This window comes from Moraxella sp. FZFQ2102, assembly GCF_024137865.1.
Classification (GTDB): Bacteria; Pseudomonadota; Gammaproteobacteria; order Pseudomonadales; family Moraxellaceae; genus Moraxella.
The window spans coordinates 585,837-612,081 of the sequence record NZ_CP099960.1; the positions used below are offsets into that span (position 1 = coordinate 585,837).

Consider the following 26,245-nt stretch of genomic DNA (forward strand, 5'->3'; position numbering starts at 1 on the left):
AAAACAAAACCAAGCGATATGATACCGCTTGGTTTTGTTTTATACAATGCTGAATCGATTATTTTGCCAATACTGAAAATTCGATACGGCGGTTTTGGAAGCGACCTTGCTCGGTGGCATTGGTGGCTACTGGTTGATCAGGGCCGACGCCAGCAGTTGCTAGACGAGCGGTATCCACACCTTTTGATACTAGGTAATCACGCACCGCGTTCGCACGAGATTCTGACAGTTTTTTGTTCATGTCAGCATTGCCTTGGCTGTCGGTGTGACCTGTGATTTGCAGGCCTGCGTCTTTCAGTTCAGCCATTTTTGCCACAGCCAAATCAAGGATGGCTTTGTTTTCAGCTGGGATTTCGCTTGAGCCTGATGCGAAGTTGATGATCTGCATATTCAACGCCTTGACCAAGTCTTCAGCGGTAGAATCTGCGGTTAGCGCTTCTAGTGCAGCTTTGGCTGAAGTGTTGCCTGCAGCAGCGGCCGCAGCAGCATCAAGCTTAGGCTCAGCTTCGACGACGAAATCAGCAGGTACAGCAGCTTTAGCCGCTTCAACAAGCTTCGCCACAGTCGCTTCATCAGCTGCATTAAAGCGGATGGTCTTATCTTCGATGCTCACGCTGGCATTTGGCACGCCTTTCATCACACCTAGGATGGCAGGCAGCTGCTCGGCAGCCGGTAGGGTCGCTGCGTGCGCAGTATCGACATTGGCTTGGCAAGCATCTGCACCAAAGGCAGCGCTCAGTGCTGATTTGATACCAGTGATCACACCTTCTTCACCAGCGGTCGCTGCGCATGAATCGATGGCATTGCCCGTAGCGTCAGTTGCGATGGTGACTTTGGCTGGTGCAGCATTGGCATTGGCAGCAGCCGCGTCGCCTTGAGCGGCATCAGCTTGTGGATTTAGTAGTGATTCGATGGTACCTGCTTGTACATCAAAGTCAGCAGGAACGATGCCTTTGGCTTGCTCGACAAGCTTAGCCACTGTTGCATCATCCGCACCGCCAAAGCGCACTGCTTTATCCGCGATGCCCAAAGTAGCATTTGGCACGCCTTTGATTAAGCCAAGTAGCGCAGGTAGATGTGGCTCAGCCGCCATGCTGTCAGCGCGGTCGGTCGCGGTGTTCAGCTCACATTTATCGGCAGTGAATAGACCTGTGATGGCAGCGCGGATGTTGCCCACCAAGCCTTCAGAGCCAGCTTGTGCAGTACATGATGCGATGGCTTGACCGGTGCTGTCCATAGTGACGCCAAGTACGGCTGGATTGACCGCAGTTGCTGCGCTGCTTGCGCCTGCTTCTTGTGCCACTGGTGCAGCGACTGGCGCTGGTGAATCTTGGCAGCTGCGCAGTAGTAGCCATGCTAGACCCGCAAAGATTAATAGACCGATGATCGGCAGCAAGCTTTTTAAGAAGCCGCCTTTTTTCTCTTCGGTCACGACTGTAGAAGTATCGACATGGGTCGCAGTTGGCGCAGCAGCAGCTTTTGGATCAGCTTTGTCGCTCTTGATGTCAGCAGCTTTGACAGCGGTAGCAGCGACGGCAGCAGCACCTGCACCGACAGCAGCGGTAGCAGCAGCCACTGGCGCGATTGATGATTTGTCTTCGGTAGCTTGGGCAACTGGAGCTACAGCGTCAGTGGTAACAGCGGTGTTTTTGACGATGCCATTTGCCAAAGTCGCACCGCCTGCCAATAGACCCGCTGGCAAAAATGCACTTGCCCATGCTGGCAATACACCATTAAAGCCTTGTAGTGATGATTTGACGAACTGCGCCACTGGCGCGCCGCCTGCAAGTTCTTCGATTTTTGCAAAGCTGTGCGCCGATGCTGCGCCTGTGACGGCTGATACAGCTTCACTTGATACGCCAAATTCTTGAGCGAATTTTGCAATCATTGACTGCGTGTCATTGCCCATGACCGCACCCAGTAGCGCTTGACCATAGTCCACTGTCTCATCAGATACCGCTTGTGCCGCAGTAACAGTGCCAGCGTCTGCTAGGCGCGCTGCGAACAGTGGATAAAATACTGACAAAATGCCTGCTTTGGCATCGTTATTGCCCGCCACATCCTTGGTCATGGCAAGTACATAAGGGGTCACAAATTCGCTTAATTTGGCGATCAGGTTCATAATAGCTCCACTGAAATAAAAAAAGTTTAACCACGAAAAATCGGCAAGTTAAGCATCATTGCCCTTATTGCCCTTTTGCCGTGAAACATCTGCACATCTGCGATATATTGTGACTGATTTTTGGACAAGATAAAAGGGTTTGCAACAATTAACAAACACAATCCATTGATTTTTCATCTTTTTTGGAAAAACTGTTACAAAACTCATGTAAAACTTACCAATACTCACCGATTCAGCCGCCATTTCTGCCAAGACGGTTGGTTTTTGTGCGTGTCGTGCTATACTACGGTAATTTTTTATTATTAAGTTTAATGCCATGAATCATACCACCGCCATTATCATCATTACTGTTATCATTAGTATCGCCGCTTGGCAATCGCGTCCGCTGTTTGAGCGGTTGATTTTTTGGCCGCCTGCGATCAAAAAAGGTCAAATCGACCGCCTATTAACGCACGGATTTATCCATGCTGATGGGATGCATCTGCTGTTTAATATGTTTACGCTGTACTTTTTTGGGCGGGTGATTGAGCAGTTTTATATCAGTCGCTTTGGTAGTCTTGGCTTTGTCGGCTTTTATGTGCTGTCGATCATCGCCGCGATCATTCCGACTTATCTTGCCCAAAAGGACAACGCGCGCTATTCAAGTCTTGGTGCATCAGGCGCAGTCTCCGCGGTGCTGTTTGCGTTTATCTTGTTTGCACCGTGGGAGACTTTGTATTTATTTGCCATCATTCCCATTCCTGCAATCATCTTTGCCGCCGCTTATGTGGCGTATAGCATCTATGCCGATCGCCGCGGCGGTAGCACAACCAACCACTCAGCGCATCTATTCGGCGCGGTCTTTGGTGTAGTAGCGACGATCGCAATCGAGCCAAAGCTTATCATGCATTTTATCAATGCACTGCTTAATCCGTCGTTTTGATGGATTGATGGATAAACTTGATGGATGAACTTACGAGATTTTGATGACAAAACTACCCTATTATCTGGTCAATGTTTTTGCCGAGACGCATTTTGGCGGCAATCCTTTGGCGGTATTTACCAATGCTGCCATGCTAAATGATACCCAAATGCAAGCGATTGCCAAGCAGTTCAACTTAAGCGAAACGGTGTTTATTCAGCCAAGTAATGATGATCATGTGGTGGCAAATTTGCGGATTTTTACACCCAATTATGAAATGCCCTTTGCAGGTCATCCGACACTGGGTGCAAGTTTTGTATTATCACAGCTTAATAATCTGCCCGATCAATTTATCATCAATACTCAAGCCAAAGCCGTACACATCCACCGAGATGATGTACAAATTTTCTTAACCATCAGCGGCTTTGAAGTTACGCCCTGTCAAGTTAGTCAAGCTTATCTGACTGATATTTGCCAAATTAATTCAAATAAAATCAATTATCTGGGTTATTTTGCCAATAGTGGCACAACGCAGTTTTTGCTACAATTAGACAGCTTAGATGACTTATTGCACGCCAAGATCGATTTGATAAAATTACAAGAATTATTCGCCAAGCACTGCCCTGATACAAGTGCTGAGCCGTCAATTTATCTGTGGTATCAAGATGAATATTGTGAAGAAATCATTCACTCAAGAATGCTGTTTGAACAAGATGGCATCTTCATCGAAGACACTGGCACAGGCTCTGCGTGCGCCAATCTTGGGGCGTATCTGATTCATCAAGGACTGACACCGACACGCAAAACCATCCATCAAGGCGATCATTTGGGGCGTGCCAACCGCTTGTATCTAAATATCGATACAGCACAGAACATCCAAGTCGGCGGACGCGTAGTGATGGTGGGTACTGGGGAGTTATGGCTAGATGGGTGATTTTTGATTGGATAAAACTCAATCAAATTCAATCCGACCATGCCATTTTTAGCACTTGTGCAACCGCCCACGGCGTCACCAGTACTGCGATAATACTACCTGCTGCAAGCAGCGCCAATGTCGGCAAGCCATTTAATCCTGTAGCGTGCAAATCCACCGCGCCAGTAGCGAAAATCAGCACTGGCAGCTGCATGGGTAGCGCAATCAGCGGCACAAGCACCGCGCCATTTTTCAGTGTCAATGTCAAGCTACTGGCAATGGCAGACAGCGCAAGCAATAACGGCGAGCCGATGATAATAGAAAGCGCAAGTATCGCCGCATCAGCAGCATTCATGCCAAACAGCACAATCACCAACAACGACAGCACCGCTACCACCCCTGCACTGAACAGCCAATGCACCATCAACCGCGCCAGCACCCACACAGACAGCGGCGCACCTGCTACCACTATTTGCGCAAGCGTGCCATTATCAAATTCACCGCGAAATAAATCATCCACCCCGATCACAAGCGCAATCAGCGCCGCAATCCACACCGCTGATGGCGCAAGGCGTAATAACAGATTCGGCTCGCTACCGATGGCAAGTGGAAACAGCGTAATGATAAGCAAAAACAGCACAATCGGAAACAGCCACTGCACCGCACCCTGTCTTTTGATCTGCCATTCGCGCGCAAGCATGGTCATAAAAGCCTGAGTCATCATAATGCAAACTCCGCCAAATCAAGCGTGCAAGTCGCCGCATAGGTCGCTTGGTGACTAGTCATCAGCACCGCGCCACCTGATTTGGCAAATGCCGCAATGCGGTTTTCTAAGTGCGTGACCATCGCCACATCGAGCGCGGTCAAAGGCTCATCAAGCAGCCAAAATGGTGCGTGCGCCACATCCAGCACGAACAATCGCGCAAGCCCCACACGGCGCATCTGCCCTGCTGACAACTGCGCACAGCTGACATCTTCAAGACCATCCAAACCCACGCAAGATAACGCCTGCTCAATCATCGCCGCGTCCGCATCCACACCATACAGCGACAATAAAAAGCGTAAATTCTGCTCAACGGTCAAAGCTGCACTGATGCCCAACTGATGCGAGACATAGACGCACGCACCACTCATGCGCGCCTTGCCCGTCGTGATGGGCAGTAGCCCTGCGATTTGGGATAACAGCGTGGTTTTGCCCAAGCCATTTTCACCGATCAAATGACAAACATCGCCTGCATACAGCGTTTTATTCACCGTTTGGCACAGCAAAAAATCACCGCGCTGCACATCGACATGATCAAGGTGCAAAATCGGTGAACAGCTAAGCGCATCAGCGGTTTGAGCGTCAAATTCGGTGGCGTTTGTCATGAATACCTAATAAATATCCCGTTGTCATGAAAGTCTTGGCAAAATAAATCAATCTGCCTATCATACCAAAAAACCGTATTGATTGCTGAAGTTTTGTTTCATACGGATTAAAAAACTCTGCCGCCATCAGTTAGTACTACCGATTTGGGCAAAAATTTGTTATGCTAATGGCTGAATCATGCCGTATCGATACATTTCATGAAATTATTTAAAAAAATTGCACAGTTTATTAGTGATAAATTAGCTACAGCCGAACCAAAACCGCAGCCACAATCACAGCCAAATCCAGTGAACGACGCTGCCGATGACACCGCCCATCAAGCAGACACACTCAATAGCACGGACAGCCACACAGACAGCCACCCCATCACCGATGAACTGATGGTATTTTTGGATGCGCACAACTGGAAATACGAGCACCGCCATGCCAACACCGCAGATGGCTATGCTGTCGTACCACAGATTCATCATCTGATCGTGCCATTTAGTGATAAAGATGCTGAGTGGACTTGCGTGTTTCGTATCAATGAACGCACGCAGCTGGTGTCGATTTTTGGGATTTTGCCTGAAGTTGTGCCCCAAAGTCACTTTGCGCCGATGACGATGGCAATCGCAATGGCGAATCTTGGCATTCCTTTTGGCAGCCTAGAGCTTGACCCTACCGATGGCGAAGTGCGCGCCAAGATCAGCTTTGATGCTGAATTTACACCGATGACCGATAAGGCATTAGGCTGTCATCTACAAGGCTTAGCAAGCTTAACCGAACTTGCCCAAAAAGCTTATGATGATGTGCTGAGCGACCCTGAACCCAGTCTTATTTTATTAGATTATCTACATTTTCATCCTGAGCATTTTATTGATTCTGCTGAGCATTCGACCGATGCCAATGCTGTGCGTACGGTAGAATTTTTTGAACCAACTGATCAGTATCAATAAATTTAGTTTTTATTTTTACAAATTTATTGTGTCAAATTAATAATAAAAATTGATTATAAAATTATTTAACTTATCAAAAAATACCATGCTAAAAATCGCCCATTCGCCCATTTTTTGTCACGCTGTGCCTGATGGTCATCGCTTTCCGATGGCGAAATATCGCCTACTACCCGAGCGACTGCTTGCTGATGGTATCATTAGGGCAGATGATATATTTGCACCGCAGCTACTATCTGCCGATGAGATTTTGACCACGCACACGGCAGAGTACTGGCATAAGCTTGAGACACAAGCCTTGAGCGCAAAAGAAGCACGCGCTATTGGTTTGCCAATGTCGCCCGAGCTTGTGCTGCGTGAGCGCTATATTTGCCACGCTACTTATGAATGCGCCTTGTACGCCAAGCAGTACGGCATCAGCTTATCGACATCGGGCGGTACGCATCATGCCTTTGCCGATCGCGGTGAAGGCTTTTGTGTGATGAATGACATCTGTGTGGCGAGCAATTTATTGCTGAAACGCAATCAAGCGAAGCGGATTTTGATCGTGGATCTTGATGTTCATCAAGGCAATGGCAATGCGGCGATCATGGCGGATAATCCTGCGGTCTTTGTCTTTAGTATGCATGGCGAGAAAAATTATCCTTATCATAAGCCAAAATCCGATCTGGATATTGCCCTAGCTGATGATACTGGTGATGATGAATATTTAGAAATTTTAAGCAATACCCTACCAAAAATCATCGCAGAGTTTACCCCTGATATGATCTTTTATCAATCTGGTGTCGATGTGCTGGCGGTGGATAAACTGGGTAAATTATCGCTGACGCTGGACGGCTGCTATCAGCGCGATGAGATCGTACTGACGATGGCACATCAGCTTGGCATTCCTGTCGCGGTGGTGATGGGCGGCGGCTATGCGCCTGATATTGATGTCATCGTTCAGGCGCATATGGGCGTGTTTGGGGTGGCACGATCACTCATCGGCTAAATATTTAACTGATAATCTTCTGACAACTTATTGTTTTTTATTCAGTTTTTTTATTATTTTGCCAATATGGAAATTTCGCTTTCGGAGCAAATTGATAAGCATGATCCGACCACGGCAAGGGCTGACCTGACTTGGTCAAAATACCCATGCGCATCAGCATATGGTTATTGAGCTCAGCGGTATCCACCAATCTGCCTTGCTCAATGCCTGTGCGCGCATTCGGCGAGTTTTGCCAGACGATCAACGGCACCTTGTAACCCGCTTCACTATGATCACTATGCCCTGCATAATCCTTGACATGACCGACTTCATTACCATGATCGGACACAAAGGTCAGGCTTTGATTATCCGCTGTGTCATTTTTTAGCTGTTTTAAAATCTCGGCAAACATCCAATCTTGGTACAAAATACTGTTGTCATATTCATCACGCGCCTGTCTGGTCAGACTGCCAAAATTCTGCCGATCAAAATGCGCATCAATCTGATCTGCCCCTTTATTATCATCAGGAAACCGCTCAAAGCGATCGGGATAACGCGCCGAATAATTGGGATGTGCGCCAATCAGATGTAGGATGATAAGCTTTTTGGTATGCGTATCAGCCAAGGCATTGTGTAGATGTGGTAACAATCCTTCATCTTTTGAAAAACTACTGCGACCACTTAAGCGATTGTGATAAATCGCCACATCTGCCAATGAACCAAACAGCGATGACAAATAACTGTCATCTTGATTGCTGATCCAATAGGTCTGATAACCTGCTTGCTTGGCGTGGGTAAGTAAGCTCTGTGTCGGCACGAACTTCGGCGCGCCTGCCGGCATATCGGTCAATAATGCCTTGACGGCATTGATCGTCGTTGCGTACGGTGAATACGCCTTACAATAGATCATCAGCTCATTTTGTAGCGCGCTGATATGTGGCGTGGTATCGCGCGGATAGCCACAAATGCCGAAATTCTCACTGGTCAAACTCTCAGTGATGGCAATGATGTGCGTCTGCGTGTGGCGATCATCAGTTGCGATGATATCACTGATTGCTTGCTGCTGCCATCGCTTGTGCCAACGCTGATGTAACTTAAGCTCATCTTGAAAATCCACAATCTTGGCATAATAATTGTACCAAAAAAACATGGGTGCATTTTTGCGATTGGGCTTAGTGGCATAAGCTGCAACACACAAGATGACAAACAACACAAACAAGGTCTTATGTGTCCAAGTTGGTTTGGCAGACACATAGCTATCAACATCAAAATATCGCAGCAGCATCCAAAAATAGCCATACAAGCAAACACATAGCAATGCAATCAAAAATGCAATCTTGTGCCAATGAAACTGCACAAATTCCATCGCTTCAAGCCGTGTGGTGTTCGCCACCGCCTGAACGATGAAAAACGCATCGATACTACTGTCAAAAACCGCCCAGCTTGCGGACAATACCGTACTATGTACCGCAAATATCAGCCACCATACAACACTCAGAGTACCGTATAATAAGGTTTTGCGATGATAAATGCTGTGCGCACGATATACTTGGATAAAGACAAGTGTCGGATAAATGCCTATGAGTGATAAAACAAACAAACGCACGCCTATGCTTGCTGATTGATAATACCCAAGCAAGCCACCAAACACTATGGCGGGCAACAGTAACAGCAACAAATTAATGCTGTTCTTACCACTGAAAAATCGGGCGCGGCGATGGCTTGATGTAGGGGTGAATTTCATTGATTTCATTGATTATCTTAACTATCTTTATCAAGTCCATTGATTACAACCGCCATCAGTAGCAGATGGCAGTCATGGGTCTTTATCGAGGAAATTATGCTAAAAGAGCAATAATCATTTATAAAACAATAGCTTATAAACTCTCAAGCTGTACAACCTGCTTAGCGATCTCAGCCAGCTGCGTGTTTAGCTCATCAAGCTTGGCCTTCTCGGCGGCGACCACCGCTTCTGGGGCTTTTGCCACAAAGCCTTCATTGCTAAGCTTACGCGTGATGCCATCGGCTTGTGCTTGTAGCTTTTCAGATACTTTGGCTAGGCGGTTTAGCTCTGCTGTTGGGTCGATGAGCCCTTTCATCGGTACCAGCACCTTAACCTGCCCCACCATACTCGATGATGATAGTGGCGTTTCTTCGCCCTCAGCGACGATGGTCAGAGTCTCAACTTTTGCCAATGCCTTGAACTGATTGGCGATACGGCTTAGCGATGCTTGCTCAGTGTCATTCACACCTTGTAGTAGCACCGGCAGACGCACAGCATTACCCAGCTTCATCTCACCACGGATGTTACGCACTGCACCGATGAGTGCCTGTAGCCATGCCATATCCTGCTCGGTCTCACGACTGATGTCATCGGCATTTGCCACAGGGAAATCAGCAATAACGATGCTGTCAGTCGTCTTACGGTCAATCAGTGGTGCAACCGTCTGCCATAGGCTCTCGGTCAAGTACGGCATGATTGGATGGCTAAATCGCATCGCAACCTCAAGCACATGAATCAGCACATAGCGAATCTGCGCTTTGCGATCATCGCTGACACTGTCGTCATTGAGTGCTGATTTGGCAAGCTCGACATACCAGTCACAATACTCATTCCAAATAAACTCATAAATCGCTTGGCTCATCAAGTCAAAACGATAAGTCGCCATCGCCTCATGGATGCTTGCGATGGTTGAGTTTAGGCGGCTCATGATCCATTTTTCAGGCAGCTCCCACAGCTGTTTGTTGGCAGCTTTATCAATTGGCAGCTCATTGCCTGCTTTGTCCACGCAGTTCATCAGTACAAAGCGAGTGGCGTTCCAGATCTTGTTACAGAAGTTGCGGTTGCCCTCGATACGCTTGATGTCAAAGTTAATATCACGGCCAGTGCTGGCAAGGCTTGTGAAAGTAAAACGCAGTGCATCAGTACCAAATGCTTCGATACCATCAGCGAATTCTTTGCGGGTTGCTTTTTCGATTTTGGCAGCATCTTTTGGATTCATCAGCCCTGTGGTACGCTTGGCCACTAGGCTTTCTAGATCGATACCATCGATCAGATCAATCGGGTCAAGCACATTACCCTTTGACTTACTCATCTTTTGACCTTGTCCATCACGCACGAGACCATGCACATAGACGGTCTTGAACGGTACTTGTGGCGTGCCATCAGCATTTTTGACAAAATGCATGGTCAGCATAATCATGCGAGCCACCCAGAAAAAGATGATATCAAAGCCAGTCACCAGAACACTGGTCGGATGGAAAGTCGCCAGTGCCTTACCGTCATCGGCATCATTACCCCAATCCAGCGTGCTAAATGTCCACAGACCTGAGCTAAACCAAGTATCTAGCACATCTTCATCTTGACGCAGGGCGACATCGGCAGACAGATTGTACTTACTACGTACTTCAGCTTCATCATGTGCCACATAAATACCACCCTTGTCGTCATACCACGCAGGGATGCGATGACCCCACCACAGCTGACGGCTGATGCACCAGTCTTGGATATCACGCATCCACGCCATGTACATATTCTTGTACTGTGCAGGCACAAACTCAATGCGACCATCTTCGACCGCTTCGATGGCAGGCTTGGCTAGCGCATCGATGGCGACATACCATTGGTCGGTCAAATACGGCTCAACAATCTCGCCACTGCGATCGCCTCGTGGTGCTTTGAGTGCGTGCGGTTCGATTTTTTCAAGCCAGCCTTGAGTTTCGGCATCTGCCACCAATTTTTTGCGAGCATCAAAACGAGCCAGACCTGCATAGTCAGATGGTGTCGCTTCTAGCGTTGGCTCACGCTGAGTTAGGCTCTCATACACCTGCATATCCGCTAGGATATTGGCGTTTTTATCAAAGATATTAATCAGTGGTAGATTGTGGCGTTTGCCGACTTCATAGTCATTAAAATCATGCGCAGGGGTGATCTTGACACAGCCTGTACCAAAGTCTTTTTCGACATAAGTATCCGCCACGATCGGTACGATACGGCCGGTAATCGGCAGGACGATATTTTGTCCAATCAAGTGTGCATAGCGTTCATCTTCAGGATGTACCGCCACCGCTGTATCACCAAGCAAAGTCTCAGGGCGTGTGGTCGCTACAACAAGATAATTTTGACCATCTTTGGTGGTAAGAGATTGATTTTCAAAGAAATATTTAAAGTGCCATAATGAGCCTTGTTCGTCATGGTTTTCAACTTCAAGATCAGACAACGCTGTCTCAAGTTTGATATCCCAGTTCACCAGACGCTTACCACGATAAATCAGCCCGTCATCATACAGCTTGACGAATACATCTTGCACAGCTTTTGATAGACCTTCATCCATCGTAAATCGCTCACGGCTCCAGTCCACCGATGAGCCTAGGCGACGGATTTGGCGAGTGATGTTACCACCCGATTCGCTTTTCCACTCCCACACTTTGTCTAGGAATTTTTCACGGCCCAGATCGTGGCGTTTGATGCCCTGTAGGCCAAGCTGACGCTCAACAACCATCTGCGTCGCAATACCTGCATGGTCAGTGCCTGCTTGCCATAGCGTGTTATAGCCCATCATACGATGATAGCGAGTCAGCGTATCCATGATGGCATTATTAAAGCCATGCCCCATATGCAGTGAGCCTGTGACATTCGGTGGTGGCAAGGCGATAGAGAAGGCTTTTGACTTGCTATAATCAGGCTTAAAATAACCTGCATTCTCCCAACCTTGATACATCCCTGCTTCAATCTCGGCAGGATTATAGGCGGAAGATAAGCGATCTAGTGCGGTTTGGATGGTGTTAGTCATGAGAATGGTAAACCTTTATAAGTGCAAAGTTTTTGGTTCAAAATACAATAAAAAATACTGATTATTTTAGCAAGTTTTCTTGGATTTGTGGGGATTTTTATTGAAAATACTTCATCGCCCATCGCCAAAAATTTGTCTAGCATTTTTATAGAAAATGATTTTGCAAAAATAATAGCAATCCCTTACTTTTTGTGGGTGATTTTTTGTTGTATAATGCTTGTAAAATTTGATAACAAAAGCGCAATTTGAAGGGAGTCGTCATCACGGCTTCTTTTTTTTATTTTTATAATAACAACTTGCCATAAATTCACATCAGGTGACTTATGAATAATTCTAAATTAGGCTTTAAGCCCATTCCGATGGCGATCGCCATTGCACTGGCTGCCATCATCTTTTTTATCCCTACTCCTGATGGCGTATCGGCACAAGCTTGGGGACTGCTTGCGCTGTTCGTCGGTGTCATCGCTGCCATCATCGGCAAAGCCATGCCCATCGGCGCACTGTCGATCATCGCCATCATGCTCGTTGCCATCACGGGCATCACTGTCGCTGACGGTAAAGCCGACGCCGCCATGAAAGATGCACTGTCAAGCTTTGCCAACCCATTGATTTGGCTGATCGGTGTGTCAATCATGATCTCGCGCGGTCTATTAAAAACAGGCTTAGGCGCGCGTATCGGCTATCTATTCATCGCCGTCTGGGGCAAAAAAACCATCGGCATCGGCTACAGCCTTGCTTTATCAGAGCTGATCTTGGCACCTGTAACGCCAAGTAATACCGCACGCGGCGGCGCGATCATGCATCCAATCATGCGCTCAATCGCCCAAAGCTACGACTCAACGCCTGAGAAAAACACCGAAGGCGTGATGGGCAAATACCTTGCGCTGGTTAATTATCACAGCAACCCAATCAGCTCAGCGATGTTCATCACCGCCACCGCACCAAACCCGATGGTGGTCAATATCATCGCCGAAAGTTTGGGCAGTGAGTTTCGCCTAAGCTGGAGCCAGTGGGCGATTGCGATGCTGGTACCGGGTTTGATCGCCTTTATCGTTATGCCGATCGTGCTGTATTTTATGTATCCACCGACCATCAAAAATACGCCGAACGCTGTACAATTTGCCAAAGATAAGCTTACCGAAATGGGCCCGATGAGCCGCGATGAGAAAATCATGTTTGTCATCTTTGGGATTTTGCTTGCGTGTTGGGCAGGCATTCCAAAGCTACTATTTGGCTTTGATATCGATGCGACCGCCACGGCATTTTTGGGCTTAAGCTTGCTATTATTGACAGGTGTTTTGACTTGGGATGACATCACATCAGAAAAAAGTGCGTGGGATACCATCGTGTGGTTCTCAGCCTTGATCATGATGGCGACTTTCTTAAATAAACTTGGTTTAATCACTTGGTTTAGCCAAAGTCTAGAAACAGGCATCAGTGGCTTAGGCTTAAGCGGTATGACAGCAGGCTTGTTGCTACTGGTGGCTTATATGTACGCGCACTATATGTTCGCCAGTACCACAGCGCACATCACAGCGATGTTCGGCGCGTTTTTGGTGGCAGGCATCGCTCTAGGCGCACCGCCAATGTTCTTTGCACTTGCGATGGCAGCCGCGTCCAACATCATGATGACCTTGACACATTATGCCACAGGCACATCACCAGTCGTCTTCGGCTCAGGCTTTGTGGGGCTTGGTGAATGGTGGAAAGCAGGCTTTGTGATGAGTGTGGTCAATCTGATCATCTTCTTGGTCATCGGCGGTCTGTGGTGGAAAGTGCTGGGTTATTGGTAATTTCCCCTTTTCCAAAAACAAAAACCACGGTTCATGATGAATCGTGGTTTTTTACTGGGTTTTAGTAGACCCCCTCCCCTTGTTAAGGGGAGGGTTGGGATGAGGTTTATTGACAGACAATTTCAACCAAGAAACACTAATCACTTCACCGCCACGCCATAAGCCAGCACTTCCACACCACCATCAATATCACACATCTCAAAGCGGATGCCATAGATGGCATGACAGCCTGCATGGTTGGCTTGGTGTTTGGCGCGCACCACGGCTTCACGGCGCGCACGGTCAAGCAGACTTTCATAGACGGTCAAATTTTTACCAAATAAGCTCATGATTGCCGCCATCACAAGCTTAAAGCGGTCTTGGGCAATGACCACGCTGCCTGTGACAAATACCGAATCACGCACCCCAACAGGCTCAAAAAATCGCTCGCTTGACACGGTGATATGCGCCAAATCGCTTTCGTCTTTTTGTAAGCTTGCCAAGTGCTTTTTCTCAGCGCGCGTACCAAAATACCAACCGACCACAAACAGCACAATGGCAAAAATCCAGTCAGCATACCGAAATAATACCGCTTCAATATCCATCACACATTGCCATTATTATCAAGATGATCTGAAGAATTTCCAAATGGATTGAATTTTTTCTGTACTTTCACCGCTGTGCCATAGACGAAAATCTCGGACGCGCCTGCGGTGATGTTCGATGTGGAAAAGCGCACACCGACAATGGCATCTGCGCCCAGCGCTTGAGCTTTGGCAATCATGCGTGCCATCGCTTCTTGACGCGCTTCTTCAAGCAGCTCAGTATAAGCCGTCAGCTCACCGCCGACGATGTTTTTTAGACCTGCTAATAAATCCTTACCCACATGCTTACTGCGAACGGTGCTGCCATAGACAACATCGAGTCGCTCGGTGATGATGTAGTTTGGCAAGGTTTCAAGATTGGATAATTGCATGATTTTCCTTGGTAAACTTTGGATAAAAATAAAAATAAGATGAAAAAAGCAGGAAAATCGCCCTGCTTTTTTAATAATCACCAAACAATCGGTGATCAATCATCGGTATGGAATAATAAGAACAGCTCAGTGATGTTGTCTTCTAGGGCATTTGCCATATCTGCCAGCATCTCATCGCTGCGAATCTCATCAAGCTCTTCATCGATGCCTGACAACACCACCATCGGCAAGGTCAAATCAGCAACATCTTGTTCGGTGTTTTCATCATCAAACCAATCGACATTCTCATCAGAATACATCGCATCGACAAAGCCGATCGCCCATGCTGCCAAGTCGCCATCCTCACTGAAATCTTCCGCTTCTTCGCTGGCATCGAACGGCAGCTCAATCGGCTGCTCGGCTTTAAGCGTATCGATCAGCTCTTGACGCCATGCTTGCAGCGCGGTTTTCACTTCGCTTGGCACAGCCGCATCCACCCCTTCAAAAAACGCCGACAGCCAGTTTGGTAATGGCTTACCCACCACAGTTGCGGTCAAAAAACCATGCGCCGCAATTGGGTCAAGACCCATTTCATTGGCAGGCGATTCTAAGTAGGCGAACAGTTCTTGTTTATTCATTTTTCATACTCTTTGTAAAAAATAAGGCTTATACCGACACGCTGTCAGTATAAGCGGCAGTGTTTTGGTAATTGGCGATCAAAAATCATCGTCCAAATCATCAAAATCATCATCCAAATCGTCAAATTCGGCAAAATCATCTTCATCTTCTAGCGCGCGCTTAAGCTTGTTCAGTCGCTGCTCTTCTAATAAAGCGTCGATTTTTAGGCGTTTTTCGAGCGGTTTGGCCTTGCCTTCATCAGCAAGCTTGGCATCGGCATCTTCTTCAAAGTTATCATCATCAAAATCATCATCAATATTGCTCATAATGACTCCTTAGTATTCATTACAATCATTCCTACCCTTGTTATCCAAAGGGTTTGAATAGCCTTATAAATGAATTTTGAAATTTTGTCAAGTAATAAGATTACTTACTCTTCCAAAAACACCGCATCACGCGCCACACGCAGTCGCGTCACCGCACTTTGGTTCAGCGAGCTGACCACTTGGCAGTCGCGCTCTGATGCTGACAATGGTTTATCCAGTGTATCAAGCACACCCACAGTGGCGATTTCCTGCTTAGCAGCACTGTCAAATAATAGCACCAGTGGCAAACCGCGGCGCGCTGAGATGCTGTGCACGGTATTGGCTTGGGCGCTGTCACTTGCCATGGTGCTGATGTTTAGGGCAAATTGTCCTTGTTTGCGATGGCGTTCATAGACGATTTGATTGACCATCAAGGCAAGCTTGGCAAGCATCAATGACGCGGTTGCCACTTTGGCGTGCTCATGCTCAGCCACAAGCGTGACGCTTGCGCCATTTTCATCAAAACTTTTGATGCTATGGATTGACACGCCTGCCAATAATGGCGCATCAAGCAGCTTTTGTGCCGCCTTGGCAAGCATCTGATCACACAGCGCAAAGTACATCTGCTTATGATCGAAACTTAATGCCAATAGCAAGCCATTAGGATCATCGAAACGCACTTGGGTGACATAGCTATCAGCAACTTTTGGTGCGGCTACTGGCATCTCCTGCTCTTTATCGTCATCATCTTGGATATCATCAGCCACAGCCGTCTGTACTTGCACAGGTTCAGCCACTTCAGCGACTGGCAAAGTGCCTGAAATAACGCCTTGGCTGATCAGCTTAGCACGCGTTTGGCTTGCGATTTGTGCTTTAAGCTCTTTGCTTGGGCGCGCAAAATAGCTGTACGCCACCCAAATCAAACCATGCAGCACAAGCATCGCCAGCAAAAACAACCACTGACCTGACAAGATACTCGCCGTGCGCACCGCCTTAGTCTCGATCACCGCCGAACCCAGCACCTTATCACCTGAGATGATCGTCTCGTTCTTGGTGCGATAGCCGCTTTCGCCTTCACCGACCGACACCACGATATTATCCGCAGCGTTATACACACCAACATACGCCACTTCAGGCTCTTTGGCATATTGGCTTGCGATATAGCTCATGCTCACGCGGTCATTGGCAGCACTTGGCATCACCAAATCCGCGCTCATCTCAGCGACCAAGCGATCCGCGATCATGCGATGATTCTCGGTTTGTAGGCGGTTTGAGCTAATGACAAAAAAGATGATGTGCAATAATAAGCTAATCAGCAAAATGACAAAAAAAGTGGTTTGCTTGGGGGCAGAATATGGCATGATGAGTCTAAAACCAAAATAACAAGGACAAAACGGTCTTTTGTAAGCAAAATAAACTAATTTTCCCATGTTTGCACCATTTACGCAACTGTTTTTAATTGATTTGCCAAATTTGCACATATTGCCCTTTTATCATCGCTAGTTTGGTGCTAATATGTTCATTTTTATCCTGACAAGTTTTGAGTGACTTATGAGCATCTACGCCCTACCGAATAATAGCCAAGCATGGCAAGCTGCCCTAAGCCAAGTGGCGCACATTCTGCCCGATGCCCTGCACGGCTGCGATCTTGATAACCTAGAACACTGCGCACAGCTTGGGATATTGCCATTATTTGCCATCGTCGTCGTCACCCAAGATGGTGCACAAGTCGATACGCTGATGCAGTCATGGACAGCCACCCAAGCCAATTGGCAGCTGATTACCGTCTGTGATGACGATGCCGCCAAAGCACGCGCGCACAAGATCGATGGCGGCGAGACTGTAAGCAATGTGGGGATTTATCGCTATTTGCTTGCACCAAAAGTACAGACCGAGATGAGCAGCGAGAAAAAAACTGCCGCTGCGCACATCATCGATGAGCAAATCAGCGCACATTTGGCTTTACATATCCAAGCCGATGTGCATATTTTATCCGCCGAAAAAATGCTGACGCGCCATCGTTTGGCGTGCTTTGACATGGATTCTACCTTGATCCAAGAAGAAGTGATCGTTGAACTTGCCAAATTCTGCGGCATCGAAGATAAAGTCTCAGAGATCACCGAAGAAGCGATGCGCGGTGAGATTGATTTTGCCACAAGCTTTGCGCGCCGCGTGGCACTGCTTGCTGATACACCAGTGAGCGTGGTCGATGAGATCATCGCCAATCACATTCATTTTCAACCTGGTGCAGCCACCGCGATCAAGAGCCTAAAGGCATTGGGCTATCATACGGTGCTGATCTCAGGTGGCTTTGAGCCATTTGCCGACTATGTCGCGCGTACGCTTGGCATGGATGAATTTTATGCCAATCCACTCATCAATGATGGTAAGGTGCTGACAGGCACGGTTGCCGATCCGATTTTGGACGGCATACAAAAAGCTGCCATCGCCCAAAAAGTCGCCGCACGCTTAGGTCTATCCATGCAAGAAGTGGTCTGCATCGGCGATGGTGCGAACGATTTGCCAATGATGGCGGTCAGCGATCTAGGCATCGCTTATCATGCTAAGCCAATCGTGCAAGCACGCGCATCGGCAGCGGTGAATGTCACAGGGCTTGAAGGTGTACTGTATGCCCTAGGTCATCGACTGGATAAAGCTTAAGCCATTTATATATATTTACTTTATTAAGGAAAACTTATGTTTACCGTCCCTGTAATCAATGTCAAAACCGATCCATTGGACGCATTGCTCGCTGCGCTTGGTCTGCGCCTACAGAACCTTGCCAAGAGCAAATCCAATGATGCGTTTAACAATTTGATCAAAGATCGCACCGTGTGCATTCAGTTCATCTCACCGAGTGTTGAGCGGTATTTTCGCTTTGATCATGGGCATTTTGGGCAGACTGCAGGCACAGCACAAGATGCTGATCTGACCATTGATTTTAAAGACTCGATGACTGGCGTCAAGCTACTCACCAAAGGCGATGTCGCAGCCTTCATGACAGCAATCCAAGATGGCGATGTCAAAATCACGGGCGATTATAAACTGGTGCTGTGGTTTGCAGGTATTGGCAAACAAGCTGCCACCATTCCTGATGAATATAAAGGCTATGTCGAGCAAGCCAAGCCTTATCTTGAGATGGCAAAACCTTATGCCAATACCGCCAAAGATTTATTAGTATCTCTAAAACAAAAACTGGGCAAATAAGCCAAACTTTGGCATGACATTGGTAGGATAAATAGCAAAGGGATTTGCTATTTTTGATAAAATTCATTACAATTGTACACTTAAATTCTTGACGAGATGACCCAATGATGACACAAATTTCCAAGGATGAAATCGCGCGTTTATTCGATTTGCCACTGATGGACTTGCTGATGCAGGCGCAGACCGTGCATCGCCAACATTTTAATGCCAATGAAGTGCAAATCAGTACGCTACTTTCTATCAAAACAGGCAACTGCCCTGAAGACTGTGGCTACTGCTCGCAGTCGGGTCATCATCGCGACAAGACAGGCTTAACGCCTGAAAAACGCCTTGAAATCGAAAAAGTACTGGCCGCCGCACGCCGCGCCAAAGCACAAGGCTCATCGCGCTTTTGCATGGGGGCAGCTTGGAAACACCCAAGCGATAAAGATATGCCGTATTTGGTCGAGCTGATCAGCGAGGTTAAGGCGATGGGGCTTGAGACTTGCATGACCTTAGGTATGCTAAAGCCAGAACAAGCGCAAACCCTTGCCGATGCTGGACTTGATTATTATAATCACAATCTGGACACATCGCGCAACTATTACGACAGCGTCGCCACCACGCGCAGCTACGATGACCGCCTTGAGACCATCGAGTATGTGCGCAATGCCGGTATCAATGTCTGCTCAGGCTCTATCGTCGGCATGGGCGAAAGTCGCCAAGACCGCATTGACTGGATCTATGAACTGACCCAAATGCCGATCCCGCCGCAGTCGATTCCTGTAAACTTGCTCGTCCCCATCAAAGGCACGCCGCTTGGCGATAAGGTCTTGGCAGAAGGTAAATTATCCGTGATCGAATGGATTCGCACCATCGCTGTTACGCGTATTGCTTGCCCGACAAGCTATGTGCGCTTATCTGCTGGACGCGAAAGTCTAAGCGATGGCGAGCAGGCATTGGCATTCATGGCGGGCGCGAACTCATTTTTCTATGGCGATAAGCTACTGACCACAGGCAACCAATCAACATCACATGATGATCGCCTAATGGCAGAGCTTGGCTTGACGCCGACACGCCCGATGCCAAAGCCGCAAATCATCGATGCGATGAGCGGTACAGCGATCAATCAAGAACTGCCTGAAGGCTGTCCTTTAAGCGCCTAACGAGCCACCCATCTATCATCAAAGATGTGCTATACTAGCGCATCTTTTTTGTTGAAACATCAAGCTTTGTCGGGGAAAATCAATGCTAGAATACATCCGCGCGTTTCACATCATCAGCATGGTGTGCTGGTTTGCAGGGATTTTTTATTTGCCGCGCCTATTCGTCTATCATGCGATGAGCGATGATCAGACCAGCCAAGAACGCTTTGCCATCATGGAGCGCAAGCTGTATCGCGGCATCATGACCCCATCGATGATCGCTACTTGGGGTTTTGGTCTGAGCATGATCGCCCTTGCCCCTAGCGTGTATCTGTCCCAAGGCTGGCTGCATATCAAGCTTGCCTTAGTCATCTTACTCACCATCTATCATCTTGCCTGTGGCAGATTTCGCTTGCGTCTTGTCAATGAACCACAATACAAAAGCCATGTCTATTGGCGATGGTTTAACGAAATTCCTGTGATTATCTTAATCTCCGTGGTGATTTTGGCGGTGGTTAAGCCATTTTAATTCTTCTTAATAATATTCCCATTTAATAAGCCCAAGTGATCGCTAACACACTTGGGCTTATTTACCTGCCTAATACTCCAAATAAATGCTCTACAATAAGCACTCTGAAACTTCACCTTTTACCAAGGCACAAAATGCACATCCAAATGCGACTGCGGCAGCGTATCTATCGTATAATGCCACTTCGGATTTTTATCTTTATCAATCAGTAGCGCGCGCACCCCTTCGGCAAATTCACCAAAATGACAGCAATACAGCGCAACGATCAGCTCCATATCCATCACTTGATTAAAGCTATAACCATCTACTTTATGATGAATCTGCCACGCTAAGCCTGCCGATGTCGGGCAGCCTTGGCGATAACTTGCCAAAGCCTTGGCGATATACTCATTATCATCGTACTGCCCCGATCTTGCCAATCTATCAAAATCCTGTAAGCTATCTACCACAACCAGCGCACTAACCTGCGCACGATTTGGCAGCAGCCAGCCATCACCCAGTAGCATCGGATTGCTTAATTTATCCAAGCAATTATTTAATAAAGTTTCATTATCTGATCTATTATCCGTCCAAGCAAGTGATGATAAGGCAGTGATCAGTATATCAAAATCAGCACTATCCATCGCATAATCTGCCACGCCCAGTGCCAAAGCATCCGCACCATTAAAGCGCGCCCCTGTCAATCCCAAAAACAACCCCAAGCGATCAGGCATATGCTTTAAAAAGTACGAACCGCCCGCATCAGGAAACAGCCCGATCGCTACTTCAGGCATCGCCATCATCGTCGTCTGCGTGACGATGCGATGACTGCACGGCGTGGCAATCCCCATGCCGCCACCCATGACGATGCCACTCGCCCAGACGATACATGGCTTAGGATAAGCCTTGATCTGCTTGCACAGACCGTATTCGGTGACGAAAAACTGCAACGCCAAGGGATTGGGAAATTCTTGATCATTATAATGATGATATAGCCCACGAATATCGCCGCCAGCGCAGAACGCCTTTTCGCCCATACCGCGAAACAGCACTGCGACAATGTGTACATCATCTTGCCATAAGCTTAATAGCGCGCTGGTTTCGCGCACCATCTCAAGAGTTTGCGCATTGAGCGAATCAGGATTATTTAAAGTAATGACACCGATTTTATAACCGTCGTTTAATTCGATAAAGTCCTTGATAATACTCATCTTTTTTCCTTAAAAAAATCATTGTCAGATAGGTCAGTCATCGCACCAAATATGCCTATTTGGCATACCTGATCACAAATTATACAAAAATTTCGCCCAAAACCCAACTCATGATTGATGGTGCAAAAATAATCGTCCATGATTTTTAAATTGGCAATCTGATTATGTTTGGTATAATGTTGTTATGCTTTTGGGATAAATTTTTAGGATAATTTTATGTATTTTTTAATTTCACCTGCCAAAAACTTGGACGAAAAAACCCCTGTGCCGCTCGATGTCAGTGCGCATTTGACCACACCTGAGCTCATCGATGATGCGATGACGCTGATGCACACGCTCAAAGACTGCGATGCCATTGATCTACAAGAGCTGATGGGCGTTTCTGCCAAGATCGCTGAGCTTAATGTCATGCGCAATCAGCGTTGGGCATATCCTTTTGATGACAGTGCCAAGCCTGCGGTATATCTGTTCGATGGTGATGTCTATACAGGGCTTGATGCTTATACACTTGACGCAGATGAGATTGGTTATCTCAATACCCATCTTGGGATTTTGTCTGGGCTGTATGGGTTGCTTCGCCCACTGGACTTGATGCTGCCATATCGCCTTGAGATGGGTACGAAATTTAAGACGCCACAAGCGGACAACCTATATCAATTCTGGGGTGATCGCATCACCGATGTCATCAATGCGCGTATCGATGAATCAGGCTCGCAAGTCTTGGTCAATCTAGCATCGAGTGAATATTTTGGCGCGGTCAATCCTAAGAAAATCAACGCACGCATTATCACGCCGCGCTTTGAAGATGAGAAAAATGGTAAATTTAAAGTGATCAGTTTCTATGCCAAAAAAGCACGCGGTTTGATGGTGAATTATGCCGCCACACATGGCATTACCAAGCCTGATGCACTCAAGGCATTCGATGTCGATGGCTATTATTTTGCTGCTGATGTCAGCGATGATGATACTTGGGTGTTTCGCCGTGCCGAGCAATAAACAGGCAAACATTGGTTAATTTTTAGGCAAATCACAGATCTGACATCATGGCAAAACCACGCAAACCGCGCAAAACCACACCGCCAAGCAAACGCACGCTATCACAATACACAGCCAAGTTGCCACAGTGGCAGCAGCTGATTTTTTGGTTGATTGCACTTGTGCTCGGTGCGTGTGCGCTTGCCATGATGGTGATTCAACCGATCGCAGGGGCAATTTGGCTAATTGCTGCCATCCTTGTAGCACCACCGATACTGCACAAATTATCATGGCGCACATGGCAAAACATGGCAGCAAGCTTAATACTGGGCGCGATCGGGCTGATCGCAGCGGTAGTACTGGGCGGTAAAGAGCACAGCCCCGATGCGACACTTGACACAGGCGCGCAGATCGTCAGTCAAGCAAGCAACATCGCAAGCGAGCAAGCCAAATCCGCCACCGACAGCCTAAACAAACAAGTCAAACAAAGTGCCGATGCCACAAGCAGCGCCTTGGGCGGTATCAGTAGCTCAATCGATGAGCTTGGCACTGCCATCAGCTCGCCGATCAGCCAAAGCACTGATAGAATCAACGCCAAGCTCGATGAATGGCGCGCCCTAACCAAGCCAAACACCAAATCTGATGGTGTAGATAATGACAGTGATCAGGCTGCCGCACGCCCTGCTGATCATGCCATCAGCTGTCGTATCGTCGGCGTCAGTGATGGCGACACCGCCACTTGTCTGGATGTCAATAAACAGCAAATCAAAATCCGCTTCGCACAAATCGACGCACCAGAGCGTGGACAGGCTTATGGACAAGTCGCCAAGCAGGCACTCAGCGATCAGATCCATGGTAAATCAGTGGTGCTCGCCATCACCGAATACGACCGCTATGGGCGCGCCGTCGCCGAAGTCTTCGTCAATGGACGCAATATCAATAAACAAATGGTCGCCGATGGCTATGCGTGGGCATATCGCGCGTATATGACGGACAATGATTATCTACTGCTTGAAAGCCAAGCCAAAAGCCAAGACTTAGGATTATGGTCGCAGCCCAATCCAATCTACCCAGAAGAATTTCGCAAAGCCAAACGCCAATAGCGCAAAATAAAAAGCACAAGGAAAAATCCGTTGTGCTTTATTTATATATCAGAGAAAATCCAGACAATAAAAAAGACCAGCTTTCGCCAGTCTTCTTTAGAATTTGGTGGGGTCGGAGAGACTCGAACTCTCACACCTCGCGGCGCTGGAACCTAAATCCAGTGCGTCTACCAATTCCGCCACGACCCCAAGTTGTAGTATCAATCCGTATCGCATCGCTGCGTCGTCTTGATGGTGCGTATTATATAGAGTTTTGAAATTTGTGCAAGCACTTTTTTCATCATTTTGTCAAAATTATTGCAAATAGTTTATAACTTATTGATTTTACATAAGTTTTGTTATTGATATTTTGCATAATAATTTTGGCAATCATGCAGATATTGTCGCCCTGTCACTTACTTGGATGTATTTAACAGCGTATCAATATCTAAACCTTGGCGAATTTGCTGAGAAAACTGCGCCGATGACATCGCTGCTGCCATATCCATCTGCGCTCTGTCAGCCACCACACGATCATTGATAAATGCTGCCTTATGCCAAGTGTCAAACGACACACGATTATCAATCGCACCCAGCTCGTACAGATATTCAGGCAATCGCCCTGACAGTAAAATGCGATAATCCACAGGCACAGGATCAATCTCTTTAACTAACTCAAAAATCTCCGTCGTGCAATTGGCGGTCAAAGTATTGTACCAATCAGGCTGCTTACGCAAACGCTCAGCCAGCTTTAAATAACTCAAAAATAGCTGCCGCATATCAGCACGATCATAAATGAGTGGGTACAGATACACGCGCTCACCGCGGGCATTGCTGCGCGTATAGATGATGTCTTTTTCGTCAGCGGCGATCACCGTCATCTCATATTGACGGAAAAATCCACCAATCGAACTGAAACTTTCGCCAATTTCCTTACGAATCTCCACCGAAAACGCCACGCGCTGCCCATCGCCAAAGCCAAAAGACAATAGCGTATGCGCGATATCGTCATTATCCCAAATCGAAATGACAAGATCGAGCGTCTCAAGCTTGGACAAATCATAACGGCGCACTTCCCACGATGGCGTGTAATTAAACTCACTCACCCACTGAAAATTACGCACATTATGCACAGTCACGATATCGCCCTGCTGCTCATAATCAAGCTGCTTGGCAACATCATCCTGCCACGCACGCTGATTGCTCGGCTGCATCAAAACCAGCCACGCCGTCACCGCAAGCAAGCCAAGCGTCAGCACCCAATGCGCACGCCGCCATTTGCGTGTCAATCCCACGCCGAACGCCGCCGCCATCACTGCCATCACAGGATAGGTCGCCGCGCCCAAAGGTTTATGCACCATCAGTGCAAGCGACCCCCACACTGTCCATAGCCCAAGCGCACCTGCCACTGTCGAGCGAGCAACCGTCGTCATCACAGAGCTGCGCTCGTTTACATTTTGCTGATTCATAACTTCATTGACATAACATGATAATTCATCCATCATATCATATATGTTACACTTTATTATAACGCCTTTTATCAATATTCTTGATAAATCATCCACTAGCTTTATAAGGAAAATGTATGATTACCGAGTTACCGATCAGTGAATTTCAGCCAAGCCAAGCCAAAACCATCTGGGATGTGCGCGATGCGGACAAATACCAAGAAGGTCATATCGAATACGCACAATCACAGCCGCTTGCCACCTTAACCAAAGAAAAACTCGATGCGACCACAGGCGACATCTATGTGCTGTGCGGTGGCGGCACGAAGGCTGCCAAAGCGGTCGCGCTGCTTGATGAGCTTGACCCAAGCCGAAACATCATCCATCTGACAGGTGGTACGCGCGGTGCAGCAGCGTGCGGCATGACGATCATCCAAGAAAATGGCTAATATTGATTCATTTTGGCAAAATTGGCTTAAAATTCATGCTTAATTCTGCCAAATTCGCCCATCATCAGATCATGATGATGGGCGTTTTACAACTTCACCAAAAATCATCACAAAAATTTCACAAATTAAAATCATTAAAAATCAATAACTTATAAACTTTATGCATATTTTTAAAAATAAGCGCTTGACACTTTTGGGTCTTGCTTGTATTATACGCACCACAACGACGAGCTACTAACGAAAAGCTTGAAGTTGATGAAAAAATCGGAGTGTAGCGCAGCTTGGTAGCGCATCTGGTTTGGGACCAGAGGGTCGGGGGTTCGAATCCCTCCACTCCGACCATTTTTAAAGCCTTAAAGGCTTTTTTTGTTGGTAAATACCCCAACATATAAGCCACTCGAGCGCCTGTAGCTCAGTTGGATAGAGCATCTGCCTTCTAAGCAGGTGGTCGCAGGTTCGAATCCTGCCAGGCGCGCCATATGCCTGCAAAATTTATTATGGCGGCTGTAGCTCAGTTGGTAGAGCCCCGGGTTGTGATCTCGGTTGTCGTGGGTTCGAGTCCCATCAGTCGCCCCATCTTCTAGGCCCATC

At 47.3% G+C, this 26,245-nt stretch carries 25 protein-coding genes and 4 tRNA genes; 15 read left to right on the top strand and 14 right to left on the bottom strand.

Annotated elements, in window-relative coordinates; genetic code table 11:
- Positions 1-58: 58 nt before the first annotated feature.
- Both NGM44_RS02735 and NGM44_RS02740 read right to left on the bottom strand, forming a co-directional pair.
- Positions 59-2,122: an OmpA family protein gene (locus NGM44_RS02735; protein ID WP_253224142.1), complete on the bottom strand. Its 2,064-nt coding sequence runs from the start codon at positions 2,120-2,122 to the stop codon at positions 59-61.
- 48 nt (positions 2,123-2,170) lie between these two features.
- Positions 2,171-2,440 carry a hypothetical protein gene (locus NGM44_RS02740; RefSeq protein ID WP_253224143.1) on the bottom strand — a complete coding sequence of 90 codons (270 nt, stop codon included), beginning with the start codon at positions 2,438-2,440 and terminating at the stop codon, positions 2,171-2,173.
- On the opposite strand from NGM44_RS02740, the gene NGM44_RS02745 reads away from it, so the two are divergent.
- Complete coding sequence (locus tag NGM44_RS02745; RefSeq protein ID WP_253224144.1) at positions 2,439-3,044, top strand: rhomboid family intramembrane serine protease; 606 nt, start codon at positions 2,439-2,441, stop codon at positions 3,042-3,044. The genes NGM44_RS02740 and NGM44_RS02745 overlap by 2 nt on opposite strands.
- 43 nt (positions 3,045-3,087) lie before the next feature.
- Complete coding sequence (locus NGM44_RS02750) at positions 3,088-3,957, top strand: PhzF family phenazine biosynthesis protein (RefSeq protein ID WP_253224145.1); 870 nt, start codon at positions 3,088-3,090, stop codon at positions 3,955-3,957.
- 28 nt (positions 3,958-3,985) lie between these two features.
- Here NGM44_RS02750 and NGM44_RS02755 read toward each other — a convergent pair whose 3' ends face one another.
- A complete protein-coding gene (locus NGM44_RS02755; protein ID WP_253224146.1) occupies positions 3,986-4,660 on the bottom strand; it encodes a heme exporter protein CcmB in 675 nt (224 codons plus the stop codon).
- On the bottom strand, positions 4,657-5,304 hold the full coding sequence (ccmA, locus tag NGM44_RS02760) for a heme ABC exporter ATP-binding protein CcmA (RefSeq protein ID WP_253224147.1): 648 nt from the start codon (positions 5,302-5,304) through the stop codon (positions 4,657-4,659). The genes NGM44_RS02755 and ccmA overlap by 4 nt, the downstream gene beginning before the upstream one ends.
- Before the next feature lie 198 nt (positions 5,305-5,502).
- On the opposite strand from ccmA, the gene NGM44_RS02765 reads away from it, so the two are divergent.
- Together NGM44_RS02765 and NGM44_RS02770 are read left to right on the top strand one after the other, a co-directional pair.
- The gene (locus NGM44_RS02765; protein ID WP_253224148.1) at positions 5,503-6,240 is read left to right on the top strand and encodes a hypothetical protein; all 738 of its coding nucleotides are present in this window, start codon (positions 5,503-5,505) and stop codon (positions 6,238-6,240) included.
- An 85-nt stretch (positions 6,241-6,325) separates the two neighbouring features.
- Entirely contained in the window at positions 6,326-7,228 is a 903-nt protein-coding gene (locus tag NGM44_RS02770; RefSeq protein ID WP_253224149.1) for a histone deacetylase, read from the top strand.
- Between the two features lie 37 nt (positions 7,229-7,265).
- Here the strand turns inward: NGM44_RS02770 and NGM44_RS02775 are convergent, their stop codons facing one another.
- Both NGM44_RS02775 and NGM44_RS02780 read right to left on the bottom strand, forming a co-directional pair.
- The gene (locus NGM44_RS02775; protein WP_253224150.1) at positions 7,266-8,951 is read right to left on the bottom strand and encodes a phosphoethanolamine transferase; all 1,686 of its coding nucleotides are present in this window, start codon (positions 8,949-8,951) and stop codon (positions 7,266-7,268) included.
- A gap of 133 nt (positions 8,952-9,084) precedes the next feature.
- Positions 9,085-12,000 (bottom strand): valine--tRNA ligase, encoded by a 2,916-nt coding sequence (locus tag NGM44_RS02780; protein WP_253224151.1) that lies wholly within the window; start codon positions 11,998-12,000, stop codon positions 9,085-9,087.
- A gap of 323 nt (positions 12,001-12,323) precedes the next feature.
- Here NGM44_RS02780 and NGM44_RS02785 point away from each other — a divergent pair, with 323 nt between their 5' ends.
- A complete protein-coding gene (locus NGM44_RS02785; RefSeq protein WP_253224152.1) occupies positions 12,324-13,793 on the top strand; it encodes a DASS family sodium-coupled anion symporter in 1,470 nt (489 codons plus the stop codon).
- Between the two features lie 140 nt (positions 13,794-13,933).
- Here NGM44_RS02785 and NGM44_RS02790 read toward each other — a convergent pair whose 3' ends face one another.
- The 5 genes from NGM44_RS02790 to NGM44_RS02810 form a co-directional block, all read right to left on the bottom strand.
- Positions 13,934-14,377 carry a YbjQ family protein gene (locus tag NGM44_RS02790; RefSeq protein ID WP_253224609.1) on the bottom strand — a complete coding sequence of 148 codons (444 nt, stop codon included), beginning with the start codon at positions 14,375-14,377 and terminating at the stop codon, positions 13,934-13,936.
- Complete coding sequence (locus NGM44_RS02795; protein ID WP_253224153.1) at positions 14,377-14,748, bottom strand: YbjQ family protein; 372 nt, start codon at positions 14,746-14,748, stop codon at positions 14,377-14,379. The genes NGM44_RS02790 and NGM44_RS02795 overlap by 1 nt, the downstream gene beginning before the upstream one ends.
- 95 nt (positions 14,749-14,843) lie before the next feature.
- The gene (locus tag NGM44_RS02800; protein WP_253224154.1) at positions 14,844-15,365 is read right to left on the bottom strand and encodes a UPF0149 family protein; all 522 of its coding nucleotides are present in this window, start codon (positions 15,363-15,365) and stop codon (positions 14,844-14,846) included.
- 78 nt (positions 15,366-15,443) lie between these two features.
- A complete protein-coding gene (locus NGM44_RS02805; RefSeq protein ID WP_253224155.1) occupies positions 15,444-15,671 on the bottom strand; it encodes a PA3496 family putative envelope integrity protein in 228 nt (75 codons plus the stop codon).
- A 104-nt stretch (positions 15,672-15,775) separates the two neighbouring features.
- Positions 15,776-17,011 (bottom strand): hypothetical protein, encoded by a 1,236-nt coding sequence (locus tag NGM44_RS02810; protein ID WP_253224156.1) that lies wholly within the window; start codon positions 17,009-17,011, stop codon positions 15,776-15,778.
- A gap of 190 nt (positions 17,012-17,201) precedes the next feature.
- On the opposite strand from NGM44_RS02810, the gene serB reads away from it, so the two are divergent.
- The 4 genes from serB to hemJ all read left to right on the top strand — a co-directional run bounded on the left by serB (position 17,202) and on the right by hemJ (position 20,510).
- On the top strand, positions 17,202-18,311 hold the full coding sequence (gene serB, locus NGM44_RS02815) for a phosphoserine phosphatase SerB (RefSeq protein ID WP_253224157.1): 1,110 nt from the start codon (positions 17,202-17,204) through the stop codon (positions 18,309-18,311).
- A gap of 36 nt (positions 18,312-18,347) precedes the next feature.
- Positions 18,348-18,857, top strand: coding sequence for a hypothetical protein (locus NGM44_RS02820; protein WP_253224158.1), 510 nt, complete (start codon positions 18,348-18,350; stop codon positions 18,855-18,857).
- Between the two features lie 104 nt (positions 18,858-18,961).
- Positions 18,962-20,002, top strand: a complete 1,041-nt coding sequence (bioB, locus tag NGM44_RS02825; RefSeq protein WP_253224159.1) for a biotin synthase BioB — start codon at positions 18,962-18,964, stop codon at positions 20,000-20,002.
- 82 nt (positions 20,003-20,084) lie between these two features.
- Entirely contained in the window at positions 20,085-20,510 is a 426-nt protein-coding gene (hemJ, locus tag NGM44_RS02830) for a protoporphyrinogen oxidase HemJ (RefSeq protein ID WP_253224160.1), read from the top strand.
- 119 nt (positions 20,511-20,629) lie between these two features.
- On the opposite strand, the gene NGM44_RS02835 is transcribed toward hemJ, so the two are convergent.
- On the bottom strand, positions 20,630-21,700 hold the full coding sequence (locus tag NGM44_RS02835; RefSeq protein WP_253224161.1) for an enoyl-CoA hydratase/isomerase family protein: 1,071 nt from the start codon (positions 21,698-21,700) through the stop codon (positions 20,630-20,632).
- Positions 21,701-21,916: 216 nt separating this feature from the next.
- Between NGM44_RS02835 and yaaA the strand changes: the two genes are divergently transcribed.
- Positions 21,917-22,696, top strand: coding sequence for a peroxide stress protein YaaA (yaaA, locus tag NGM44_RS02840; RefSeq protein ID WP_253224162.1), 780 nt, complete (start codon positions 21,917-21,919; stop codon positions 22,694-22,696).
- A 47-nt stretch (positions 22,697-22,743) separates the two neighbouring features.
- Positions 22,744-23,778, top strand: coding sequence for a thermonuclease family protein (locus tag NGM44_RS02845; RefSeq protein WP_253224163.1), 1,035 nt, complete (start codon positions 22,744-22,746; stop codon positions 23,776-23,778).
- Between the two features lie 104 nt (positions 23,779-23,882).
- Here the strand turns inward: NGM44_RS02845 and NGM44_RS02850 are convergent.
- Both NGM44_RS02850 and NGM44_RS02855 read right to left on the bottom strand, forming a co-directional pair.
- A tRNA-Leu gene (locus NGM44_RS02850) sits at positions 23,883-23,967 on the bottom strand.
- 206 nt (positions 23,968-24,173) lie between these two features.
- Entirely contained in the window at positions 24,174-25,226 is a 1,053-nt protein-coding gene (locus NGM44_RS02855; protein ID WP_253224164.1) for a DUF4105 domain-containing protein, read from the bottom strand.
- A gap of 116 nt (positions 25,227-25,342) precedes the next feature.
- Here NGM44_RS02855 and NGM44_RS02860 point away from each other — a divergent pair, with 116 nt between their 5' ends.
- The 4 genes from NGM44_RS02860 to NGM44_RS02875 all read left to right on the top strand — a co-directional run bounded on the left by NGM44_RS02860 (position 25,343) and on the right by NGM44_RS02875 (position 26,230).
- Complete coding sequence (locus tag NGM44_RS02860) at positions 25,343-25,654, top strand: rhodanese-like domain-containing protein (protein ID WP_253224165.1); 312 nt, start codon at positions 25,343-25,345, stop codon at positions 25,652-25,654.
- 265 nt (positions 25,655-25,919) lie between these two features.
- Positions 25,920-25,996: transfer RNA gene (locus NGM44_RS02865), tRNA-Pro, on the top strand.
- A gap of 59 nt (positions 25,997-26,055) precedes the next feature.
- Positions 26,056-26,132: transfer RNA gene (locus tag NGM44_RS02870), tRNA-Arg, on the top strand.
- 22 nt (positions 26,133-26,154) lie between these two features.
- Positions 26,155-26,230, top strand: a tRNA-His gene (locus NGM44_RS02875).
- The last annotated feature ends 15 nt before the right edge of the window (positions 26,231-26,245 follow it).

What these genes read in the sequence shown, in the direction of transcription:
- NGM44_RS02735 (WP_253224142.1), bottom strand. Translation starts at nt 2,122, where the DNA reads ATGAACCTGATCGCCAAATTAAGCGAATTTGTGACCCCTTATGTACTT.
- NGM44_RS02745 (WP_253224144.1), top strand. Translation starts at nt 2,439, where the DNA reads ATGAATCATACCACCGCCATTATCATCATTACTGTTATCATTAGTATC.
- NGM44_RS02740 (WP_253224143.1), bottom strand. Translation starts at nt 2,440, where the DNA reads ATGGCATTAAACTTAATAATAAAAAATTACCGTAGTATAGCACGACAC.
- NGM44_RS02750 (WP_253224145.1), top strand. Translation starts at nt 3,088, where the DNA reads ATGACAAAACTACCCTATTATCTGGTCAATGTTTTTGCCGAGACGCAT.
- NGM44_RS02755 (WP_253224146.1), bottom strand. Translation starts at nt 4,660, where the DNA reads ATGATGACTCAGGCTTTTATGACCATGCTTGCGCGCGAATGGCAGATC.
- ccmA (WP_253224147.1), bottom strand. Translation starts at nt 5,304, where the DNA reads ATGACAAACGCCACCGAATTTGACGCTCAAACCGCTGATGCGCTTAGC.
- NGM44_RS02765 (WP_253224148.1), top strand. Translation starts at nt 5,503, where the DNA reads ATGAAATTATTTAAAAAAATTGCACAGTTTATTAGTGATAAATTAGCT.
- NGM44_RS02770 (WP_253224149.1), top strand. Translation starts at nt 6,326, where the DNA reads ATGCTAAAAATCGCCCATTCGCCCATTTTTTGTCACGCTGTGCCTGAT.
- NGM44_RS02775 (WP_253224150.1), bottom strand. Translation starts at nt 8,951, where the DNA reads ATGAAATTCACCCCTACATCAAGCCATCGCCGCGCCCGATTTTTCAGT.
- NGM44_RS02780 (WP_253224151.1), bottom strand. Translation starts at nt 12,000, where the DNA reads ATGACTAACACCATCCAAACCGCACTAGATCGCTTATCTTCCGCCTAT.
- NGM44_RS02785 (WP_253224152.1), top strand. Translation starts at nt 12,324, where the DNA reads ATGAATAATTCTAAATTAGGCTTTAAGCCCATTCCGATGGCGATCGCC.
- NGM44_RS02790 (WP_253224609.1), bottom strand. Translation starts at nt 14,377, where the DNA reads ATGGATATTGAAGCGGTATTATTTCGGTATGCTGACTGGATTTTTGCC.
- NGM44_RS02795 (WP_253224153.1), bottom strand. Translation starts at nt 14,748, where the DNA reads ATGCAATTATCCAATCTTGAAACCTTGCCAAACTACATCATCACCGAG.
- NGM44_RS02800 (WP_253224154.1), bottom strand. Translation starts at nt 15,365, where the DNA reads ATGAATAAACAAGAACTGTTCGCCTACTTAGAATCGCCTGCCAATGAA.
- NGM44_RS02805 (WP_253224155.1), bottom strand. Translation starts at nt 15,671, where the DNA reads ATGAGCAATATTGATGATGATTTTGATGATGATAACTTTGAAGAAGAT.
- NGM44_RS02810 (WP_253224156.1), bottom strand. Translation starts at nt 17,011, where the DNA reads ATGCCATATTCTGCCCCCAAGCAAACCACTTTTTTTGTCATTTTGCTG.
- serB (WP_253224157.1), top strand. Translation starts at nt 17,202, where the DNA reads ATGAGCATCTACGCCCTACCGAATAATAGCCAAGCATGGCAAGCTGCC.
- NGM44_RS02820 (WP_253224158.1), top strand. Translation starts at nt 18,348, where the DNA reads ATGTTTACCGTCCCTGTAATCAATGTCAAAACCGATCCATTGGACGCA.
- bioB (WP_253224159.1), top strand. Translation starts at nt 18,962, where the DNA reads ATGATGACACAAATTTCCAAGGATGAAATCGCGCGTTTATTCGATTTG.
- hemJ (WP_253224160.1), top strand. Translation starts at nt 20,085, where the DNA reads ATGCTAGAATACATCCGCGCGTTTCACATCATCAGCATGGTGTGCTGG.
- NGM44_RS02835 (WP_253224161.1), bottom strand. Translation starts at nt 21,700, where the DNA reads ATGAGTATTATCAAGGACTTTATCGAATTAAACGACGGTTATAAAATC.
- yaaA (WP_253224162.1), top strand. Translation starts at nt 21,917, where the DNA reads ATGTATTTTTTAATTTCACCTGCCAAAAACTTGGACGAAAAAACCCCT.
- NGM44_RS02845 (WP_253224163.1), top strand. Translation starts at nt 22,744, where the DNA reads ATGGCAAAACCACGCAAACCGCGCAAAACCACACCGCCAAGCAAACGC.
- NGM44_RS02855 (WP_253224164.1), bottom strand. Translation starts at nt 25,226, where the DNA reads ATGAATCAGCAAAATGTAAACGAGCGCAGCTCTGTGATGACGACGGTT.
- NGM44_RS02860 (WP_253224165.1), top strand. Translation starts at nt 25,343, where the DNA reads ATGATTACCGAGTTACCGATCAGTGAATTTCAGCCAAGCCAAGCCAAA.